At 64.7% G+C, this 18,852-nt stretch carries 17 protein-coding genes and 1 pseudogene; 7 read left to right on the forward strand and 11 right to left on the reverse strand.

The annotated features are described in order from the left end of the window. Positions 1 to 28: 28 nt before the first annotated feature. From NKJ18_RS12635 to NKJ18_RS12655, 5 genes are read right to left on the reverse strand one after another with little or no spacing between them, the layout of a single operon-like run. On the reverse strand, positions 29 to 1,141 hold the full coding sequence (locus NKJ18_RS12635) for an NAD(P)/FAD-dependent oxidoreductase (protein ID WP_023696931.1): 1,113 nt from the start codon (positions 1,139 to 1,141) through the stop codon (positions 29 to 31). 9 nt (positions 1,142 to 1,150) lie between these two features. Further along, positions 1,151 to 2,326: an N-acetylglucosamine-6-phosphate deacetylase gene (gene nagA / locus NKJ18_RS12640; RefSeq protein ID WP_023822100.1), complete on the reverse strand. Its 1,176-nt coding sequence runs from the start codon at positions 2,324 to 2,326 to the stop codon at positions 1,151 to 1,153. Continuing rightward, positions 2,323 to 3,354, reverse strand: a complete 1,032-nt coding sequence (locus NKJ18_RS12645; RefSeq protein WP_352758317.1) for an SIS domain-containing protein — start codon at positions 3,352 to 3,354, stop codon at positions 2,323 to 2,325. Before NKJ18_RS12645 ends, nagA begins: the two co-directional genes overlap by 4 nt. Then, the gene (locus tag NKJ18_RS12650; RefSeq protein ID WP_023668847.1) at positions 3,351 to 4,133 is read right to left on the reverse strand and encodes a GntR family transcriptional regulator; all 783 of its coding nucleotides are present in this window, start codon (positions 4,131 to 4,133) and stop codon (positions 3,351 to 3,353) included. Before NKJ18_RS12650 ends, NKJ18_RS12645 begins: the two co-directional genes overlap by 4 nt. Continuing rightward, positions 4,130 to 5,008 carry a glucosamine kinase nucleotide-binding domain-containing protein gene (locus NKJ18_RS12655; protein WP_023703600.1) on the reverse strand — a complete coding sequence of 293 codons (879 nt, stop codon included), beginning with the start codon at positions 5,006 to 5,008 and terminating at the stop codon, positions 4,130 to 4,132. Before NKJ18_RS12655 ends, NKJ18_RS12650 begins: the two co-directional genes overlap by 4 nt. A 198-nt stretch (positions 5,009 to 5,206) precedes the next feature. On the opposite strand from NKJ18_RS12655, the gene NKJ18_RS12660 reads away from it, so the two are divergent. The 6 genes from NKJ18_RS12660 to NKJ18_RS12685 all read left to right on the forward strand — a co-directional run bounded on the left by NKJ18_RS12660 (position 5,207) and on the right by NKJ18_RS12685 (position 11,753). Continuing rightward, on the forward strand, positions 5,207 to 6,163 hold the full coding sequence (locus NKJ18_RS12660; protein ID WP_023684261.1) for an N-acetylmuramic acid 6-phosphate etherase: 957 nt from the start codon (positions 5,207 to 5,209) through the stop codon (positions 6,161 to 6,163). A 1-nt stretch (position 6,164) separates the two neighbouring features. Next, a complete protein-coding gene (locus NKJ18_RS12665; protein ID WP_023668844.1) occupies positions 6,165 to 7,424 on the forward strand; it encodes an ABC transporter substrate-binding protein in 1,260 nt (419 codons plus the stop codon). 245 nt (positions 7,425 to 7,669) lie between these two features. After that, a complete protein-coding gene (locus NKJ18_RS12670; protein ID WP_023707791.1) occupies positions 7,670 to 8,599 on the forward strand; it encodes a carbohydrate ABC transporter permease in 930 nt (309 codons plus the stop codon). Positions 8,600 to 8,826: 227 nt separating this feature from the next. Then, positions 8,827 to 9,666 carry a carbohydrate ABC transporter permease gene (locus NKJ18_RS12675; RefSeq protein WP_023668842.1) on the forward strand — a complete coding sequence of 280 codons (840 nt, stop codon included), beginning with the start codon at positions 8,827 to 8,829 and terminating at the stop codon, positions 9,664 to 9,666. Continuing rightward, positions 9,663 to 10,724, forward strand: a complete 1,062-nt coding sequence (locus tag NKJ18_RS12680; RefSeq protein ID WP_352758318.1) for a Gfo/Idh/MocA family protein — start codon at positions 9,663 to 9,665, stop codon at positions 10,722 to 10,724. The genes NKJ18_RS12675 and NKJ18_RS12680 overlap by 4 nt, the downstream gene beginning before the upstream one ends. Positions 10,725 to 10,754: 30 nt before the next feature. Further along, on the forward strand, positions 10,755 to 11,753 hold the full coding sequence (locus NKJ18_RS12685) for an ABC transporter ATP-binding protein (protein ID WP_023703596.1): 999 nt from the start codon (positions 10,755 to 10,757) through the stop codon (positions 11,751 to 11,753). A gap of 26 nt (positions 11,754 to 11,779) precedes the next feature. Here NKJ18_RS12685 and NKJ18_RS12690 read toward each other — a convergent pair whose 3' ends face one another. From NKJ18_RS12690 to NKJ18_RS12710, 5 genes are read right to left on the reverse strand one after another with little or no spacing between them, the layout of a single operon-like run. Continuing rightward, positions 11,780 to 12,673 carry an ROK family protein gene (locus tag NKJ18_RS12690; RefSeq protein ID WP_352758319.1) on the reverse strand — a complete coding sequence of 298 codons (894 nt, stop codon included), beginning with the start codon at positions 12,671 to 12,673 and terminating at the stop codon, positions 11,780 to 11,782. Then, the gene (locus NKJ18_RS12695; protein WP_352758320.1) at positions 12,670 to 13,470 is read right to left on the reverse strand and encodes an alpha/beta fold hydrolase; all 801 of its coding nucleotides are present in this window, start codon (positions 13,468 to 13,470) and stop codon (positions 12,670 to 12,672) included. The genes NKJ18_RS12690 and NKJ18_RS12695 overlap by 4 nt, the downstream gene beginning before the upstream one ends. Next, positions 13,467 to 14,303, reverse strand: a complete 837-nt coding sequence (locus NKJ18_RS12700; protein WP_023703594.1) for a sugar phosphate isomerase/epimerase family protein — start codon at positions 14,301 to 14,303, stop codon at positions 13,467 to 13,469. Before NKJ18_RS12700 ends, NKJ18_RS12695 begins: the two co-directional genes overlap by 4 nt. Continuing rightward, the gene (locus NKJ18_RS12705) at positions 14,303 to 15,382 is read right to left on the reverse strand and encodes a Gfo/Idh/MocA family protein (protein ID WP_352758321.1); all 1,080 of its coding nucleotides are present in this window, start codon (positions 15,380 to 15,382) and stop codon (positions 14,303 to 14,305) included. The genes NKJ18_RS12700 and NKJ18_RS12705 overlap by 1 nt, the downstream gene beginning before the upstream one ends. 14 nt (positions 15,383 to 15,396) lie before the next feature. Continuing rightward, the gene (locus NKJ18_RS12710; RefSeq protein ID WP_352758322.1) at positions 15,397 to 16,632 is read right to left on the reverse strand and encodes an ROK family transcriptional regulator; all 1,236 of its coding nucleotides are present in this window, start codon (positions 16,630 to 16,632) and stop codon (positions 15,397 to 15,399) included. 128 nt (positions 16,633 to 16,760) lie between these two features. On the opposite strand from NKJ18_RS12710, the pseudogene NKJ18_RS12715 reads away from it, so the two are divergent. Then, positions 16,761 to 16,940, forward strand: a pseudogene (locus NKJ18_RS12715) (ATP-binding cassette domain-containing protein); the annotation flags it as partial. 77 nt (positions 16,941 to 17,017) lie between these two features. Here NKJ18_RS12715 and NKJ18_RS12720 read toward each other — a convergent pair. Beyond that, positions 17,018 to 18,820 (reverse strand): dipeptide ABC transporter ATP-binding protein, encoded by a 1,803-nt coding sequence (locus NKJ18_RS12720; RefSeq protein ID WP_352758324.1) that lies wholly within the window; start codon positions 18,818 to 18,820, stop codon positions 17,018 to 17,020. Between the last annotated feature and the right edge of the window lie 32 nt (positions 18,821 to 18,852).

The following is an 18,852-nucleotide window of genomic DNA, read 5'->3' on the forward strand; positions in this document are numbered from 1 at the left end:
GCCTGCCCGACGTTTCAGGAAACGTCCGTCATTGCGGATATAAAAGCCCAACGACATGCTCTGCCATGGCGAGGCTGGCGGTAAGGCCAGGGCTCTCGATGCCGAACAGATTGACGATCTGACCGCCCCCGTGGTCAGCCGGTCCCTGGATGACGAAGTCGGCGGGCGGCTGGCCCGGACCGGACAGTTTCGGCCTGACGCCGGCATAGGCCGGTTGCAGGGCGCCGTCCGCCAGGCCGGACCAGTAGCGCCTGATTTCGTCGTAGAAGGCAGCGCCTCGTGCGGGATCGACGGTATAGTCGACGCGATCGATCCATTCGACATCCGGGCCAAAGCGCGCGCTCCCCGACATGTCGAGGGTCAGATGCACGCCGAGGCCGCCATGGACCGGCACCGGATAGATCAGCCGCGAAAAGGGCGAGCGGCCGGAAAGCGCGAAATAATTGCCGCGCGCCAGCCACAGCGGCGGAACACGGTCTTGCGGGAGGCCTTCGATGCGGCCGGCGAGCGCCTGCGCGTCGAGGCCGGCGGCGTTGATGAAGGCGCCGGTCTTCAAGGTGAAACCCTCGCCATCGGCGTCGCGCGTGTCGATCCGGATGCCGTCGGCTTCGATGCTCGCGCCTGAGACAACGGTGAGCAAGGCGAAAGATGCGCCGGCCGCTTCCGCGTCTCCACGCAATGACAGCATCAGCGCCTGGCTGTCGACGATGCCGGTTGACGGCGACAGCAGCGCGCCGGCGCAGCTCAGCGCCGGTTCCAGGCTTTCGGCCTCTGCGCGCGTCAAAAGCTTGAGGTCACCGACTCCGCATTGCGCCGCGTTGATCTGGATCGCCTGCAGTTTGTCCAACTGCTCGGGTTGGACGGCAACGATCAGTTTGCCGGTGCGATGATGGGCGACGTCGTGCTCGCGGCAATAGGCATAGAGACGCTCGCGGCCGTTGACGCAGAGACGGGCCTTCAGGCTGCCCGGCGTATAATGAAGCCCGGCATGGATGACTTCCGAATTGCGCGAACTGGTGCCCGTGCCGATGGCTGCGGCCTTCTCGACCACCAGCACCTCGCGGCCCGACAGCGCCAGCGCGCGGGCAATGGCGAGGCCGACAACACCGGCTCCGGCGACAACGCAGTCGACATCATGCATGGGTGGACTTTAGCGCGAACTGTCCGCGCCTGCAAAAACCTTGTCGCCGCCGATCCAGACGCCGTTGACGTCGAGGGCGTCCGACAGAGCGACGATATCGGCAGCCGTGCCATTGGCGAAGCGGCCGAGCCGGTGGGCCTGGCCGACCGCCTGCGCCGGATAGAGCGAGGCCATGCGCAACGCTTCCGACAGGTCCAGCCCGACAATCCGGTGGACGTAGCGAACCGCCGAGATCATATCGAGATCGGCGCCGGCCAGCGTGCCGTCGGCCAGCCTCAGGCTGCCATCCTTGCGATAGATGATGCGGCCGTTGAGGGTGAACGATGTCATGTCGGTGCCGATCGTCGCCATGGCGTCTGTAACCAGCACGATCTTGCCCGGTCCCTGCTTGGCGCGCAGCGCGATTGCCATTGTGGCGGGATCGACATGGATGCCGTCGGCGATGATCCCGGCCGACAGGCTGCCTATGTCGATGGCCGCACCCGCCAGCCCCGGCTCACGGTTGCCGATCTGGCTCATGGCGTTGAACAGATGTGTGACCACGCTGGCGCCGGCATCGGCAAAGGCTCTGGCCGTGGCGTAGCCGGTGTCGGAATGGCCGAGGCTGACAATCACACCGGCCTTGGCCAAGGCCGCAACGCGGGCAGGCTCGACGGATTCAGGCGCTATCGTCGTCAGCAGCACCGGCAGGTTTTTGCGTGCCGCGACCAGCGCCGCTTCATCCGCATCCGTCATCGGCCGGATCAGCGCCGGGTCATGCGCCCCCTTGCGGGCGACCGAGAGATGCGGTCCCTCGAGATGCAGGCCGAGAAACCCCGGCAGTTTTTGCCGTGCCGCCTCGGTGCCGGCGGCAATGGCCGCGGCGGTGATGTCAGGCGTATCTGTGATTAGCGTCGGCAGCAGTGCGGTCGTGCCGAACGGCGCATGCGCCCGGCAGATTGTTGCCAGCGAGGCGACATCGGGATGGTCGTTGAGCATGACGCCGCCGCCGCCATTGACCTGCAGGTCGACAAAACCCGGCACCAGCATGCCGCCCCCGGCGTCGATGCGGGCAACGCCCGACGGAATGGCGCCGACGGGATGAATGCCTTCGACCACATCGCCGTGCACGACAAGGGCGGCGTTATCATGCCAGTCGTCGCCATCGAAAATTCGGGCGCCAGTCAGGGCAAAACGGTCGCTCATACGGTTTCCGTCACCTTGCGCAGATTGCGCGGTACGTCCGGATCGAGGCCGCGATGGCGGGCGAAGGCTTCGACGAAGCCGTAGAAGGAGACGATCAGCGTCAGCGGGTCGGTCAAGGGATGACCGGTGGCGACATGCGGCAGCCGCGCCGCGCTCTTGGCTTTGTCCGAGGTTACAAAAACTGCTGCACCCTTGCCGGCAAGGTTGTCGGCAGCCTCTGCCACGGACGGCTCGGAGGCATCGCGGGCGGCGAGCGCCAGCACCGGGAAGCCTGGCCCGACCAGCGCCAGCGGGCCGTGCATGACTTCGGCTGCACTGTAGGCCTCGGCATGCATGCCGCAGGTCTCTTTGAATTTCAGCGCCGCCTCGTTGGCCATCGCCGCGGACGGGCCACGTCCCAGGATGAACAGCGATTGCGGCGTCTCCAACGCGCCGGCCAGCGCCATCCAGTCGCAGGCGATCGCCTTGCTGAAATGCTCGGGCAGGCGGGCAAGGGCGGCCAGCAGTCTGTCGTCGCCGGTGCAATGCGCCATCAGCGCCAGGCCGGCGACCGCCGAATTGACGAATGTCTTGGTCGCCGCGACGCTGCGCTCGGGGCCGGCCAGAATGTCGATGGCAAAATCCGAAGCCCGCGCCAGCGGCGAATCGGCGGTGTTGGTGATGGCGACGGTGAGCGCACCGCCGGCCCGCGCCGTCTCGGCCATGGCGACGATGTCAGGGCTCTTGCCGGATTGCGAGATGGCGAGGCAAGCCGAACCGGTGAGCTTGAGCTTGGCGCCGTAAATCGAGGCGACCGATGGACCGACCGATGCCACGGCCAGGCCGGCGGTCAGTTCGACGGCATATTTCATGAAGGTGGCGGCATGGTCGGACGAACCGCGCGCGACAGTAACGACGAAGCTCGGATCGCGCTCGCGAATGCCGCGTCCGGCCTCGGTCAGCACCGCCGCCGAGCCATCGAGCAGGCGCGCGACGGCTTGCGGAATTTCGTCGATCTCGCGCCGCATATGGGTGGTCTTGGGGATCATGGTCGGCCCTCTTCGCTCGGCCCTGTCAGGCGCAATTCGGCGACGAAATCATAGGCATCGCCGCGGTAGATGGAGCGGGTGAACTCGATCACCTTGCCGCTCGCGAGATAGGAAATGCGTTCGATGTGCAGGCCGGCAATGCCGGATGGCACTTCGAGCAGACGCGCATCGGCGTCGCCGAGATTGGCGGCGGAAATGCGCTGCACCGCCCGCACCGGCCGGTTGCCGGTCAGTTGCAGCGCCGCATAGAGTGACGAGCCTATCCCGGCCGGATCCGGCAGCACGCTGGCCGACAACGAGGCGCGTTCGATGGCCAGCGGCGTGTCGTTTGCGATGCGCAGGCGCGCCACGCGCGCCACCAACTCGTTCGAGGACAGGCCGAGCACCATCATCTCGTCGGGCGAGGGCGGGTAGAGGTCGCGGTCGAGCCAGGCTGAACGCACCGCCATGCCGCGCCTTGCCATGTCCTCGGTGAATGAAGTGAGCCTGGACAGCGACTGCTCGACGCGCTCCATGCGCGGCGCGACGAAGGTGCCGGAGCCGTGGCGCTGCACGAGGATGCCGCCCTTGACCAGATCCTGCACCGCCTTGCGCACGGTGACGCGCGAAATGTCGGCCTTGGTGGCGATGTCGCGCTCGGAAGGCAGCGCATCGCCCGGCCCGATCAGGCCGCGATTGACGGCGTCCTCGATGCTTTTCCTGAGCTGCAGGTAGAGCGGGGCGCCGCTCTGCGACGACTGCCTCAGCGTGGCGAAGATCTGGTCGGCGGCATCGCTCATCGCGTCGCCTCCGCTTTGACGAAGATGCGGGCCGCCATCTGCACGGCGCCGCCCAGCGCATCGTCGAGCGGCGCTTTCAGCAGCGCCTGGTAGCGCTGGGAAAGGCGCGGCCCATAGAGCGGCGCCAGCCCGCCGAGCAGGCAGAGCGGGGCGTCATCAGAGAGGTCGAGCGCGTGGAGCGACGCCTCGACATCGGCAACCGACTTGTCCACGATCCAGTTGGCGACGCTGTCGCCCTTCTCGGCATGCTCGAAAACCTTGGGCGCGAAGCCGCCGAAATCGCCGGGCTTGGCATTGGTGGTGAACTCGACCACGTCTTCGGGATTGTTGCGGAAAATGGCCATCATGCTGTCGGTCAGGGCTGAGCGCGGCCGGACGCCGTCATGGGCGAGCAGCGTCTGCTCCAGCAGGTCGCGGCCGATCCGGGCGCCGCTGCCTTGATCACCGACCTGAAAGCCCCAGCCGCCGATGGCGCGCGACGTGCCGCCCTTGCGCGCCATATAGGCGGTGCCGGTGCCGAGGATGGCCATGGCGCCGTCACCAGAGCCGACTGCCCCTTCGAGCGCGATCTCGGCGTCCGTCTCGACGCGGCTGATGCTGAACGGCAGGATTGCTTCAAGCTGCTGGCGGTAGGTGCCGACATTGGCGCCGGCAAGGCCGAGAATGGCTGGTGTCTGCGGGATCAGGTCCGGATCTTGCCCGGCGGCGATGAAGGCCTGACGAGCAGCCTCGACGATGTGGGTGCGAGCGCCGGTGAGATCGGTGCGGATGTTGGCGGCGCCGCTTTTGGCACGGCCAACGACAACGCCATCGCCTGTCGCAAGGGCTGCCCTGCAGCTGGTGCCGCCGCCGTCGATACCGAGCACGAATTTCACGCGATGTCTCCTCCGGGCGGATAATACCAATAAAATACCAATAGCCAAGGGATTAATTTCCGTTTCAAAAAGATTAAGGCGTATCAGGTTGAAAACCCGGGAATTTCGCCGGCTCAACGCTTTCCAGTTCGCAATTTCGTTAATGCGTGTGGACAAGTGGTATTTTTTTGGTATTGTTCTTCCATCGGAGGGACAGGGATGGCCGAACCGCGCACCGAAGCGCTTCACAGCAATGCCGAGGGACTGGACATCCAGGCCCCGGACGCCATCCTTTCTTCTTTGGTCAATGCGCAGATCGAGGCCGCCAAGGCTGTGCGCGACGCCATTCCCGCCATCGCCGCCGCAGCCGAAATCATCGCCGGGCGGCTGAACGGCGGCGGCAAGCTCGCCTATGCTGCGGCCGGCAGCTCCGGCCTGATGGCGCTGGCCGACGCGCTGGAGTTGCCCGGCACCTTCGGCATCAAGCGCGAACGCATCGCCATCCTCATCGCCGGTGGCGACGACGCTTTCAAGACCCTGGCCGGCGGACCGGAAGACGACACCGACGAAGCCTCGACGGCAATTGCCGGCGCCGGCATCGGCAAGGGCGACTGCCTGATCGCGATTTCGGCCAGCGGCTCGACGCCCTATGCGGTGCAGGCGCTGAAGGATGCGCGCAGCCGGGGCGCGGCAACCATCGCCATTGCCAACAACAAGGACACGCCCCTGCTCAGGCTGGCCGACGTCGCCATCCTGCTCGAGACGCCACCGGAGGTGATTGCCGGCTCGACGCGCATGGGCGCCGGCACTGCCCAGAAGATCGCGCTCAACATGCTGTCGACGCTTACCGCCATTCATCTCGGCCATGTCCATGACGGCTACATGGTCAATCTCACCGCCGACAACATCAAGCTGCGCGACCGCGCGGCTCGCATCGTCGCCGCTATCAGCGGACGCGACCGGCAAGACGCCGTGCGGCTGCTCGAAGCGAGCGGCGGCGTCGTCAAAACAGCCATTCTGCTCGCCGCCGGCGCTGCCAACTCCGTTGCGGCCGAGAAGATACTGGAAGGGACCGGCCAGAAGCTGCGGCCAGCCCTTTCCGCGATCGAGGGGAACAAGGGCGCGAAGGCCCCTGTTCTCAAAACCGAACCTGAAAAAGGTCAACAGGGAGACTAGCATGACAACGAAATTACTGACGGCACTGCTTCTCGGCACCAGCATTCTCGGCACCGCCGGGTTGGCTCACGCCGATGACGTAACGCTCAATATCGAAAGCTGGCGCGGCGACGACCTTGCCATCTGGAAGGACAAGCTGATCCCGGCTTTTGAGGCCAAGAACCCGGGCATCAAAGTGGTGTTCGCACCGTCGGCGCCGACCGAGTATGACGCCGCACTCGGCGCCAAGCTCGCCGCCGGCTCGGCTGGCGACCTGATCACCTGCCGCCCGTTCGACAAGTCGCTCGAACTGTTCAAGAAGGGCAACCTTGCCGACCTGTCGGCGCTGCCCGGCATGGAAAACTTTTCGCCCGTTGCCAAGGCCGCCTGGCAGACCGACGACGGCAAGGCGAGCTTCTGCGTGCCGATGGCCTCGGTCATTCACGGCTTCATCTACAACAAGGACGCCTTCGACAAGCTCGGCCTCAAGGTGCCGACGACGCGTGACGAGTTCTTCGCCGCGCTCGACAAGATCAAGGCCGACGGCACCTACATCCCGATGGCCATGGGCACCAAGGACCTCTGGGAAGCCGCGACCATGGGCTATCAGAACATCGGTCCGAACTACTGGAAGGGCGAAGAGGGCCGCGCAGCGCTGATCAAGGGCGACCAGAAGCTGACCGACAAGGACTGGGTTGCTCCCTATGAGGAACTGGCCAAGTGGAAGCCTTATCTCGGCGACGGCTTCGAGGCCCAGACCTATCCGGACAGCCAGAACCTGTTCACGCTTGGCCGCGCCGCCATCTACCCGGCGGGATCGTGGGAGATCGGCCTGTTCAACACCCAGGCGCAGTTCAAGATGGGCGCCTTCCCGCCGCCGGTCGAGAAGGCCGGCGACACCTGCTACATCTCCGACCATACCGATATCGGCATGGGCCTGAATGCGGCGTCGAAGAATGCCGACGCGGCCAAGACCTTCCTGTCCTGGGTCGCCTCGCCGGACTTCGCCACCATCTACGCCAACGCACTGCCGGGCTTCTTCAGCCTGAATTCCACCCCGGTGAAGATGGAAGACCCGCTGGCGCAGGAATTCGTCTCCTGGCGCGACAAGTGCAAGTCGACGATCCGCTCGACCTACCAGATCCTGTCGCGCGGCACGCCGAACCTCGAGAACGAAACCTGGGTTGAATCGGCCAACGTCATCAATGGCACCGACACGCCGGAAGCTGCCGCCAAGAAGCTGCAGGACGGCCTCGACAGCTGGTACAAGCCGGGCAAGTAAGAGCTCAGACAACAGACAGGGCCCCAAGTGGACGGCCCTGCGTTTTTCGACAGCATCATCGACTGCGAACGACGGCGCCGCCCCTCATCCGCCTGCCGGCACCTTCTCCCCGTATAGTGACGGGGAGAAGGATCAGCCGAAACGCAGGCGCCCCCTCTCCCCGTCCTTCACGGGGAGAGCGTGAGGGTGAGGGGCAGCGCTGCCGTCGAAGGCATTGCTAAACCTGATCGGCGGGGACCGCACTCATGGCCGCACAAACACGACCGAAACGACCGTTCCGCTGGCATATCGGCGTCTTCCTGGCGCCGGCGCTGCTGGTCTATACGGCGATCATGATCCTGCCGCTGGCCGGCACCTTGCAGCTGTCGCTGTTCCGCAACGTCGAGCAGCATCAGGTGTTCGTTGGCTTCACCAACTTCCGTACGTTGTTCGGCGACCCCAACTGGTCGGTGGGTTTCTGGAACGCGCTGAGGAACAACACCTGGTTCTTCATCATCCACATGGTGGTGCAGAACCCGATCGGCGTGCTTCTGGCCGCACTTCTTTCCAGCCCGAGGCTGAGGTTCGCCGCCTTCTACCGCACCGCGATCTTCGTGCCGACCATCCTGTCCTTCGTCATCGTCGGCTTCGCCTGGAAACTGATCCTGTCGCCGTTATGGGGCGTGGCGCCGCATCTGATGGACCTGGTCGGCTTGAAAAGCCTGTTCACGCCGTGGCTGGGCAAGGAACGATATGCGCTGACCGCGCTCAGCCTGATCTCGGTGTGGCAGTTCGTCGGCATCCCGATGATGCTGATCTATGCAGCCCTTTTGTCGATCCCCGAAGAGGTGATCGAGGCGGCCGAATGTGACGGCATCACCGGCATGTCGCAGTTCTGGAAGATCAAGCTGCCGCTGATCCTGCCGTCGATCGGCATCATCTCGATCCTGACCTTCGTCGGCAATTTCAACGCCTTCGACCTGATCTACACCGCGCAAGGGGCGCTCGCCGGCCCGAACTATTCGACCGACATTCTGGGCACTTTCCTCTACCGCGCCTTCTTCGGCTTTCAGCTGCAGACCGGCGATCCCAATATGGGCGCGGCGATCGCCACGATGATGTTCCTGATCATCCTCGGCGGCGTCTGCGTCTACCTCTTCCTCGTCCAGACGCGCCTGCGTCGCTACCAGTTCTGAGGGGCAGACATGTTACGGCTAAACACCCCCCTCTGCCTTGCCAGGCATCTCCCCCTCAAGGGGGGAGATCAGATGTCATCGTCGCTTTCGCCAATCACCAGCGTTGCAAGGTGGACGGCAAGGTCAACGCTGCCAATCTCTCCCCTTGAGGGGGAGATGTCCGGCAGGACAGAGGGGGGTGCCTTGGTGCCGACCTCAACAGTCATCGCTCGTCAGGAGACCTTCCAATGAGCACCGCCACCCGTTCGCTGCCCCGCACCATCGGCGCCCACGCGATCCTGTTGACCTACACGGCGATCGCGCTGTTTCCGGTGATCCTGGTCATCATGAACTCGTTCAAATCGCGCGCCGGCATCTTCAGCGAGCCGCTGACGCCGCCGACGCCAAAAACCTTCGACCTGATCGGCTACACCACGGTGATCGGCCAGGGCGACTTCATCCATTATTTCCAGAACAGCCTGGTCGTCACCGTCGCCTCGCTGTTCTTCGTGCTTCTGTTCGGCGCGATGGCGGCGTTCGCGCTCTCGGAATACCGCTTCCGCGGCAACACGCTGATGGGGCTTTACCTCGCGCTCGGCATCATGATCCCGATCCGGCTCGGCACCGTCGCCATCCTGCAATTGATGGTGGCGAGCGGGCTGGTCAACACGCTGACGGCGCTGATCCTGGTCTACACCGCGCAGGGGCTGCCGCTGGCCGTCTTCATCCTGTCGGAATTCATGAAGCAGGTGTCCGACGATCTGAAGAATGCCGGCCGCATCGACGGCCTGTCGGAATACACCATCTTCTTCCGGCTGGTGCTGCCGCTGGTGCGGCCCTCGATGGCGACGGTCGCCGTCTTCACCATGATCCCGATCTGGAACGATCTGTGGTTCCCGCTGATCCTGGCGCCGTCGGAAGAGACCAAGACGGTGACGCTCGGCGCGCAGCTCTTCCTCGGCCAGTTCGTCACCAACTGGAACGCCATCCTGGCCGCACTCTCGCTGGCGATCATGCCGGTGCTGACCCTCTACGTCATCTTCTCGCGGCAGCTGATCCGCGGCATCACATCCGGAGCCGTCAAGTGAGTCTAGAAAAACCTCTTCGTGTTGTCGTCGCCGGCCTCGGCAATATGGGCCGCAGCCATGCGCTGGCCTATCACAACAATCCGGGCTTCGAGATCGCTGCACTGATCAACCGCTCCGACGTGCCATTGCCGGAAGGACTGTCGGGCTATGACATCCGTCGTTCCTTCGACGATGCATTGCGCGATGAAAAGCCCGACGTCGCCTGCATCGCCACCTATTCCGACAGCCATGCCGACTATGCGGTGAAGGCATTCGAGGCCGGCTGCCACGTCTTCGTCGAGAAGCCGCTCGCAACGACGGTGGCGGACGCCAAGCGCGTCGTCGCGGCGGCCAAGGCCAATGGCAGAAAGCTGGTGATTGGCTATATCCTGCGCCATCACCCGTCCTGGGTCCGGCTGATCGCCGAGGCGCGCAAGCTTGGCGGCCCTTACGTGTTCCGCATGAACCTCAACCAGCAATCGTCGGGCCCGACCTGGCAGACGCACAAGCAGTTGATGCAGACGACGTCGCCGATCGTCGATTGCGGCGTGCACTATCTCGACGTCATGCTGCAGATCACCGACGCCAAGCCGGTCGAGGTGCGCGGCATGGGGCTGCGGCTGACCGAGGAAATCGCGCCGACCATGTACAATTACGGCCATCTGCAGGTGCTGTTCGATGACGGTTCGGTCGGCTGGTACGAAGCTGCCTGGGGACCGATGATTTCGGAAACGGCGTTCTTCGTGAAGGACGTGATGTCGCCCAATGGCTGCGTGTCGATCGTCATGAAGGAAGGTGTGAAGTCGGACGACATCGACACCCACACCAAGACCTCGACCATCCGCCTGCACAGCGCTGCGACGGGTGCGGACGGCAAGTTCGCCAGGCCGGACGAGATGCTGTCGATGGACGGCGAACCCGGCCACCAGGATCTCTGCGACCTCGAACAGGCCTTCGTGCTGAAGGCGATCCGGGAAGACATCGACCTGACCCGCCACATGGACGACGCGGTGAAATCGCTCGCCGTCTGCCTTGCCGCCGATGAGAGCGTGCGCAGCGGCGCCCCAGTTAAGCTCTAGTAGGGCAAACTCTAGAACAAGGACGAAGCCGTGGGCTCGCTGGTAATCGAGAATGTGAAGAAGGCCTTCGGGCCGGTCGAGGTGCTGAAAGGCATCAACCTCGAAGTGACCGACGGCGAATTCGTCGTCTTCGTCGGCCCATCTGGCTGCGGCAAGTCAACCTTGCTCAGGGTCATCGCCGGGCTGGAGGATTCGACCTCCGGCAGGGTGGTGATCGACGGCGCCGATGTCTCGGCCACGCCCCCGGCAAAACGCGGCATCGCCATGGTGTTCCAGACGTACGCGCTCTACCCGCATCTGACGGTGAAGAACAATATGGGCCTCGGCCTCAAGCAGGCCGGCACGCCCGCCCCGGAGATCGAACGCCGCATCGGCGTCGCCTCGTCGATGCTGTCGCTGGAACCGTATCTCGAGCGGCGGCCGGCGGAACTGTCGGGCGGCCAGCGCCAGCGCGTCGCCATCGGCCGCGCCGTGGTGCGTGAGCCAAAACTGTTTCTCTTCGACGAGCCCTTGTCGAACCTCGATGCAGCGCTGCGCGTCAACACGCGGCTCGAGATCGCGCAGCTGCACCGGCGTCTGAAGGCGACGATGATCTACGTCACCCATGACCAGGTCGAGGCGATGACGCTGGCCGACAAGATCGTCGTGCTCAACGCCGGCCAGATCGAGCAGATCGGCGGCCCGATGGAGCTCTACAATTCGCCGGCAAACGAATTTGTCGCCGGCTTCATCGGCTCACCGAAGATGAACTTCATCGACGGCGCGCGGCTGGGCGAGACGGCCAAGACCATTGGCGTGCGGCCGGAGCATCTGACCGTGGATCCAAAATCCGGCGCCTGGAAGGGAACGGTGGTGCACGCCGAACATCTCGGCGCCGACACCAACCTCTATCTCGACTGCGAGAAGGCCGGACTGATCACCGTGCGCATTTTCGGTGTCTACGACGCCGAGCCAGGTGCGACGCTGTATGCAACGCCGGAGCCGGGTAAGACATACCGGTTTGGGGCGGACGGCAAGACGATCAAGTAATCCTTCGCCGACAGCAACCACGGCGATCACACCGCGCCGAGCAGCACCGCGCCATGGATCGCCGCCTGCCAGCCCAGGGCCGCCCAGCGTATGTCCAGAGGCTCTACAACAAGCGAATGCGGCAGGCTGTCCGCGATGCGCTGCTTGAGCGTCTGGCGGGGATAGGACTTCATGTCGACGATACCGCCGCCGATCAGGATCGTCTGCGGGGAAAACAGGGCGGCTGCGGTTGCGACGGCCACCGCCTGCTGCCAGACGATTTCGTCGAGCCATTCGCGCAGCGATGGCGGCTGCCCGGTCGCCGAAAACAGATCGGCCACCGGGATATCGTAGTCCGTCGCGAGTTCGACGAGCGTTGCTCCCGAGGCATAGGTCTCGACCCGGTTTGGCGGTCCGCTTTCGTCGGGCCGGTAGATCGGCATGTGGCCGATCTCGAGCGCCCAGCCGCCACCCCTGAAAATGCCGTCCTTGCCGAGATAGGCCGCACCGATGCCGGTGCCGAGATAGACCGCCAGCACCTCCTTTTGCCGCTTCACCGCGCCGGCAACGCTTTCGCCCAGCAATTGCAGCACGACGTCGCGTTCGAGCCGCACGGGAACGCGGAGCCGCGATGCCAGTTCCGTACCCAGCCGGATGCCGTTCAGCTCGGGAATGTTGGCCGTGTGCAGCACCGTGTCGAAGTCGCGGTCGATGAACCCAGGCACCGTCGCAACGACCCGTGCAGGTTTGAGCCCGGCATCGCGGCAGGCTGCGGTGACCGCATCGGCCAACCCCGCCACAGGCGCGCCCTGGCGCAGTTGCGCGGTCGGGTAGGTGCGGGCAAAATCCACCGGGATGCCGTGGTCGGCAAAGCCAACCTTGACCGACGTGCCGCCGATCTCGACCACGGCGATCGTGTCGTCCATCGTTTGATGCTTCATGCCAGCGCTTCCAGGAACTCCGAAAGACAGGCGCGGAATTCCCGCCGGTAGGCGGCGCGATCCTGCGATTTGGCTGTGATGGTGCAAAGCCGGGCCGACGGGATGAGCCCGGCCAGCGTCTGTGCGTCGTCCAGTCGATGGACGAGGTCATGGTCATGGCCGATGACAAGGGTCGGCATCGCGATAGCGCGGATGTCCGCCTCGCTCACGCCCGGACCATCGCCCGCGATCGCCACCAGCAACCTACCGAACAGAACCGGGTCCGGGCGATTGAAGAAGCCTTGCAGGCTGGCGAGATTGTCCGGCGCCAGCCTCGCTAGCTCTGCGGCAACTGCGCTGTCATCGAACAGACGCCTGGCGTCAGGCGAATGGCGCATCAGGAGATCGCCGACCACGGCATAGGGCCTCATATTTTCCGGAGCCGCCTGGGCTACCCAGGCGGGCCGGGCGAGCACCAAAGCGCGCACACGGGCCGGCCTGTGCACTGCCAGGCGCAGCGCCAGCGCCGCGCCCATCGAGATGCCGCCGACGACGGCCGAGCCGATGCCGAGAGCGTCGGCCAGCGCTTCGACGTCTTCGGCAAACGTCGCAACCGAAAGCCGCTCGACCGGCCCGTAGCTGGATCCGCCCTGGCCCCGGCATTCGAGCGTCACCCGCCGGGTCACCGGCAGATCGGGAAACACGTCGGCGACCTGCGCGTCGTCGCCGCCTAGGCCGTGCTGAAAGATGACGGGAAGCCCGGCGCCGACGTCCCGGTAGGCAAGATCGACGCCATCGCGGCTGAAGGTCTCTTTCACGCGCGCTCGCTTCCTTCCAGTACGGTGCGCAGAAAGGCGCCGACACCTGGCGCCTCGGCCTCTGTCAGGCCATGTGTGATCAAGGGGCCGTCGAACCCGGCAGCCTTCAGGCGGCCGATGAAATGCGGGAAGTCGACCACGCCCTTTCCGGCTGCGGCAAAACTGCCATCGGCATGGCGGTCCTTGGCATGGGCCATGCCGATCTCGGCGGCCAGCAGATCGATGGCTTCGTCGATGAGGCGATGACGCTCCGCGCTGTCGGCCACTTCGAACAGATTGGCCGGGTCGAGCACGATGCGCAGCCGCGTGCTGTTCATTTCGTCCAGCAGGCGGCGTGCGGCCCGGGCGCTGGAGAGGACATTGGCCAGTTCCGGTTCGATGCCAAGCTCGATGTCGAAGCGCTCGGCAATCGCGATCGCCGCTTCCATCTCCGTCCGCAGATCGCTCCACGCCGCCTCGCTTGCATTGTCGGGATGCCAGCGCCACTGATCCTGCGCATCCCTTGTGCCGGTGCACAGCGTGATCAGTCGCGTGCCCATATCGGCGCATGACGCGGCCAGTACCTCAAGCCGGGCGAGTCCCTGGATGCGAACCGTGCGATCCGGGTGGATCATGTTGTAGGTTCCCGAAACCGCCGCGATCGAAACGCCGGCCTCGCCGCTCGCCTCAGCGACGGACCGGACCGCGTCGCGTTCGATGCTGTCCGGCATCGGCGGCAGGCCAAGGCACGCCATGTTGAACTGCGCCGCCCTATAGCCGGCATCCGCGACCGCGCGCAGCACCGGCGAGGCGCCGGTGGTGGCGAAGGTCCTGGCGAAAATCCCAAGCTGCATCACGCGACCCCGTCGACATCGGCCAGACGGACGGCGCGGCCGCCGGCAGCGGCCGAGCGGGCGATGGCCGCCATGCCCCTGACCGAGGCGATGCCGTCCTCGATGCCGGCGCCGATCATGGGCGCGCCATTCAGCACGACATCGGCAAAGCCTTCGAGCTGCCGGCGATAGAAGTGGCCATCCGCGCCAAGCGTCCGGTGCCAACTGCCATCGGCCTCGCGGAAAATGTCGACCTCGCTGCTCTTGTAGTACCAGGGGTTATACGTCTTAGCGAGAACGCTGCCGTTCTGGCCGTAGATCTGGAACCCTTCGTGCCAGTCCATGCGCACGGCGACCGTCAGGTCGAGATGGCCGATCGTGCCGTCGGCGAAGATGGTGGTTATGAACCAGCAATAGGCGCCATAGCGCTCGGTGAGCCGGGCCTCCACCGCTTCGATCTGCCCATGCAGATGGCGCGCCGTATCGAGGAGATGGCTGCCATGCGCCAGCATATAATACTGGCGCAGATCCGCCTTGGGATTGACGGCAGGCTTGCGCGCCTTGGCGCTGGTGATGATCAGCGGCTGCACCGCATCGGTCATCGGGTAGCGGTGGGTGCTGTCGCAATACCAGCCCTTGAACGCCAGCCGCTCGCCCATTTCGTCGTCGACGAAAGCCTTGGCCGCTTGGATGCCGGGGTCGAAGCGCTTCATATGGCCGACCTGGAGCACCTTGCCGCTCTTGTCGAGCGTGGCCCGCAAACCTTCGACCTCCTCGACCGAAACGCCCAGCGGCTTTTCGCAAAGCACATGCTTGCCGGCATCGAGCGCCAGTTCCGCGGCCTTGACGTGAAAAATGTCCGATGTCGCGATGATGACGGTGTCGAGATCGGGATCGGCCAGCATCAGGCCGTAGTCGGCATAGGATTTTTCGGGCGCGTAGGTCGCGGCCATCCTGTCGCGCAGATCGTCGGCGACATCGCAGATGGCATAGAGATCGGCATTGCGTGCCTTGGTGCAGGATTCGAAATGCGCCGCCTGGGCAATCGGACCGCAGCCGAGCACGCCGACACGCAGCCGCTTTTCGTCTTTGCGAGGCATTGAATCTCTCCTGATTAGCGCGCGGCGAGGCCGCGAAGTTGAAATTGCGGATCGCCCGACAAAGCTGCCTGATGCAGCAGACAGGCAGCGCCCAATGCCGGACCGTCGGCGCCGACGCGCGACAGTTCCACTGTGGGAACGGGATAACCTTCAGCCAGGAAGTCCGAGAGGAAAGCTTCCACCTGTTTGGAGACAAAGGGATAGACAGCATTGACGGAGCCGGAGAGGATGATGCGTTCCGGCTGCAAGGTGCAGGCAAGTGTTGCCAGCCCGCGACCGAACCAGAGCGCCCAGTCGCGCGCCGTGGCAACGGCTGGCGGCTCGCCGTCGGCCAATGCCGCCACAAACTCATGCAGGCCGGCGCGCAGTCCGCTTATGTGCAAATAGCGAGCCAGCAACGCATCCTTGCCGACATAGGATTCCAGCCGCCCCGGGCGCTTCGCGTCGAAGACAAAACCTTCGTCGCCAATGCGAAGATGACCGATTTCGCCGGCGCCGCCGAGCCGGCCGCGATGCAGCCTGCCGGCATTGATGATGCCGCCGCCAACGCCGTTCTCGATCAGGATGACCAGAGCATCCTCGTCGTCTTTTCCTGGCCGCGACCGGTATGTCTCGGCCACCGCCACGGCATTGGCATCGTTTTCCAAGAGGATTGGAAAGTCCGCGCCAAAGGCAGTGCGCAAAAGCTCCGCCAGATTGACCCCGTGCCAGCCAAGAATGGTGGCATGGTATGAAATCCCGTCGGCGGCGGGGAAGCCGGGCACGGCGACATTGAGCCCGTAGGGGCGCGTGCCCGCAGGCAATTGCGAGCGGATCTCGGCGACGAGTTCCCCGATGATGGCAACCGCGGCTTCAGGCGTGCTGCCCGGGCCGGCAAATGCCCTAGAGGCGCTCGCACGCCGCGCGCCGGCAAGGTCGACAGCCACGGCTGCGATCCAGTTGACGCCGATATAAGCGCCAAGGAAGAAGCCGCCATTGCCTTCGATCTCGACCAGGATACCGGGACGGCCGACCCGACCCTCGCTATCCTGCTCGTCATCCGTTCCATCCGACCGCTCGCGCGCCAGACCGGCTTCGGTCAGCCCCAGCACCAGGGCGCCGGTGGTCGACCGGGTCAGGCCGAGATCGCGTGCGAGCGCCGCTCGGCTCAACGCGCCGGCACGAAACAGCGCCGCAAGTGCCCTCGTTTCGTTCGGCCGAAGATCGGTCGACACCAGCACGTCGTTCTCCACAATTTGTTTGATTTGCATACTAATAGAATTTCTAGGCGGTTTGAAAGACCCAACGTTGGGTGCATTGCAACAAAATATTCAGCATCCCCAAGCCCATTGACCCAAGTTTCAAACGAAAAACTTACAAATTGGCATGGGAGGATGCGATGCCGGTTCTAGCGCGTCTCGAACATATCGTGAAGGATTTCGGTGCCGTCCGCGCGCTGGACAATGTCTCGCTCGACATCAATGAGGGCGAGGTTCTCGGCCTGATGGGCGACAATGGTGCCGGCAAATCGACGCTGGTCAAAACCATCGCCGGAAATTTCCAGCCGACATCAGGCACCCCCCAAGCCTGTCCTCCGGCCGCATCGGCCGGGGGACATCTCCTCGAAGGCAGGCTTGTCAGTTGCCCGCTTCGCAATCAGAGACTGCTTGCGTCTCTCCAGCAGGCGATCAGATGACCGTCGCCGGCCTGCCTGACGGGTGGTTGCGCCTTTCGGCAATCGGGCAGCGCGACAGGACAGCGGGCGGCAAAGGAGCATCCGGAGGTCTCGGCATCGTGTGCCGCGACGTCGAGCTGAGCCGGAGCCCTCGGCGCCGTCTCATCCGAGGGCGCGGCCAGAAGCAGCTTCGTGTAGGGGTGGTTGGGGCCACGGAAAATCTGCTCGGATGACCCCGTCTCGACCAGCCGGCCGCGATAGAGCACGCCGATCCTGTCGGCCATATAGCGCACCACCCTGAGGTCGTGGCTGATGAACAGATAGGTGGTGTCCTTGTCGCGCTGCAGGTCGTTGAGCAAATTGAGCACGGTCGCCTGCACGGAAACGTCGAGCGCAGAGGTCGGCTCGTCCAACACCACGAGCTTCGGCACGCCGGCAAAGGCGCGCGCAATCGCCGCCCGTTGACGCTGGCCACCAGACAGCGATCTCGGCTTCTGGTCGACGGTCGTAGCGGCAAGACGAACCGAGGCCAGGAGATCGCCGACACGCTGCTTCACCTCGCTGCGGCTAAAGCCGGCGAGCCGCCGCAGCGGACGGCCGAGGATCCTGCCGATCCGCTGGCGCGGATTGAGCGTGCGGTCGGGTGACTGGAACACCATCTGCACGTCGCGCCGTTCGCTCAGGCTTCTTTTCTCGACGCGCGGCGCGACAGTGCTGCCGAACAGTTCGACCGACCCAGCGTCCGGCGTCTGGAGGCCAGTCACGATCCTTGCCAATGTCGACTTGCCGGAGCCGGATTCGCCGATCAGCCCGAACGTCTCGCCCTGGGCTATCTCCAGGTCGATATCGTGCAGGACGGCCTGGGAGCCGAAGGCGTGGCTGATGCCTTTGCAGGCGACGGCGATCGGACGTGCGGCTTCCGGTTGATCGCTGCGGACAGGCTTCGACGGGCCGGTTGTGTGCATCTCGGCCAGCCTGCCGTCGCGCTTGGTGAAGTTGAGCGCCGGGATCGAGGCGATCAGCGCCTTGGTGTAGGCGTGAACAGGGTTCTCGAAGACATCGTTGGCGATGCCGCTTTCGACCACCGTCCCCGACTGCATCACGGCCACCCGATCGCAGGCCCGGCGGACCATGTTGATGTCATGGCTGATCAGCAGAACGCTGGTTTGGTGATCGCGGCGCAAGTCCTGCAGGATGGCGACGATCTCGGACTGGACGCTGGCGTCAAGCGCCGTCGTCGGCTCATCCAGCACCAGCAGCGACGGGTCGAGCGCAATGGCAATCGCGATGTTGGCGCGCTGCTGCATGCCGCCCGACAATTCGTGCGGATAGAGATCGAGCACCCGCTCCGGATTGCTCACCCTGACGCGGCCGAGCAGCTCGGCGGCGCGGGTGCGTGCTTCGTCCTGCCGAACCGGGCGATGCCGCATGATCGTCTCGGTGATCTGCCGGCCAATCGTCATGGCCGGATTGAGCGCCGCACCCGGATGCTGGTAGACGGCCGCGATGCGATCGCCCCTTAGCCGGCGCAGCTGTTCGCCGGAGAGATTGCGGATCTCGCGGCCCTGGAACTCGAGCGCCGACGCGGCGATCCGGGCGTTATTCGGCAGATAGCGCAGAATAGCGAGTGCCACCGAGCTTTTGCCCGAGCCGGACTCGCCGACAAGGCCGAGCGCTTCGCCTTCGCCGATGGTGAGCGACACGCCGTTGACGGCCGGATGCGATCCCCGGCGTCCATCATAGGCGACGGTGAGCTGCTCGACGTTCAGAACCGATGACGACATGTCTTGCTGAAACCACTTTCTTTCGGCGCGGT

Source organism: Mesorhizobium sp. M0217, from assembly GCF_040321955.1.
GTDB lineage: Bacteria > Pseudomonadota > Alphaproteobacteria > Rhizobiales > Rhizobiaceae > Mesorhizobium.

Excerpts from the sequence above, each read along its gene's own strand:
- NKJ18_RS12650 (WP_023668847.1), bottom strand. The coding sequence starts at position 4,133 with ATGAGCGATGCCGCCGACCAGATCTTCGCCACGCTGAGGCAGTCGTCG.
- NKJ18_RS12675 (WP_023668842.1), top strand. The coding sequence starts at position 8,827 with ATGAGCACCGCCACCCGTTCGCTGCCCCGCACCATCGGCGCCCACGCG.
- NKJ18_RS12670 (WP_023707791.1), top strand. The coding sequence starts at position 7,670 with ATGGCCGCACAAACACGACCGAAACGACCGTTCCGCTGGCATATCGGC.
- NKJ18_RS12710 (WP_352758322.1), bottom strand. The coding sequence starts at position 16,632 with ATGCAAATCAAACAAATTGTGGAGAACGACGTGCTGGTGTCGACCGAT.
- NKJ18_RS12645 (WP_352758317.1), bottom strand. The coding sequence starts at position 3,354 with ATGATCCCCAAGACCACCCATATGCGGCGCGAGATCGACGAAATTCCG.
- NKJ18_RS12635 (WP_023696931.1), bottom strand. The coding sequence starts at position 1,141 with ATGCATGATGTCGACTGCGTTGTCGCCGGAGCCGGTGTTGTCGGCCTC.
- NKJ18_RS12700 (WP_023703594.1), bottom strand. The coding sequence starts at position 14,303 with ATGCAGCTTGGGATTTTCGCCAGGACCTTCGCCACCACCGGCGCCTCG.
- nagA (WP_023822100.1), bottom strand. The coding sequence starts at position 2,326 with ATGAGCGACCGTTTTGCCCTGACTGGCGCCCGAATTTTCGATGGCGAC.
- NKJ18_RS12690 (WP_352758319.1), bottom strand. The coding sequence starts at position 12,673 with ATGAAGCATCAAACGATGGACGACACGATCGCCGTGGTCGAGATCGGC.
- NKJ18_RS12660 (WP_023684261.1), top strand. The coding sequence starts at position 5,207 with ATGGCCGAACCGCGCACCGAAGCGCTTCACAGCAATGCCGAGGGACTG.
- NKJ18_RS12665 (WP_023668844.1), top strand. The coding sequence starts at position 6,165 with ATGACAACGAAATTACTGACGGCACTGCTTCTCGGCACCAGCATTCTC.
- NKJ18_RS12720 (WP_352758324.1), bottom strand. The coding sequence starts at position 18,820 with ATGTCGTCATCGGTTCTGAACGTCGAGCAGCTCACCGTCGCCTATGAT.
- NKJ18_RS12705 (WP_352758321.1), bottom strand. The coding sequence starts at position 15,382 with ATGCCTCGCAAAGACGAAAAGCGGCTGCGTGTCGGCGTGCTCGGCTGC.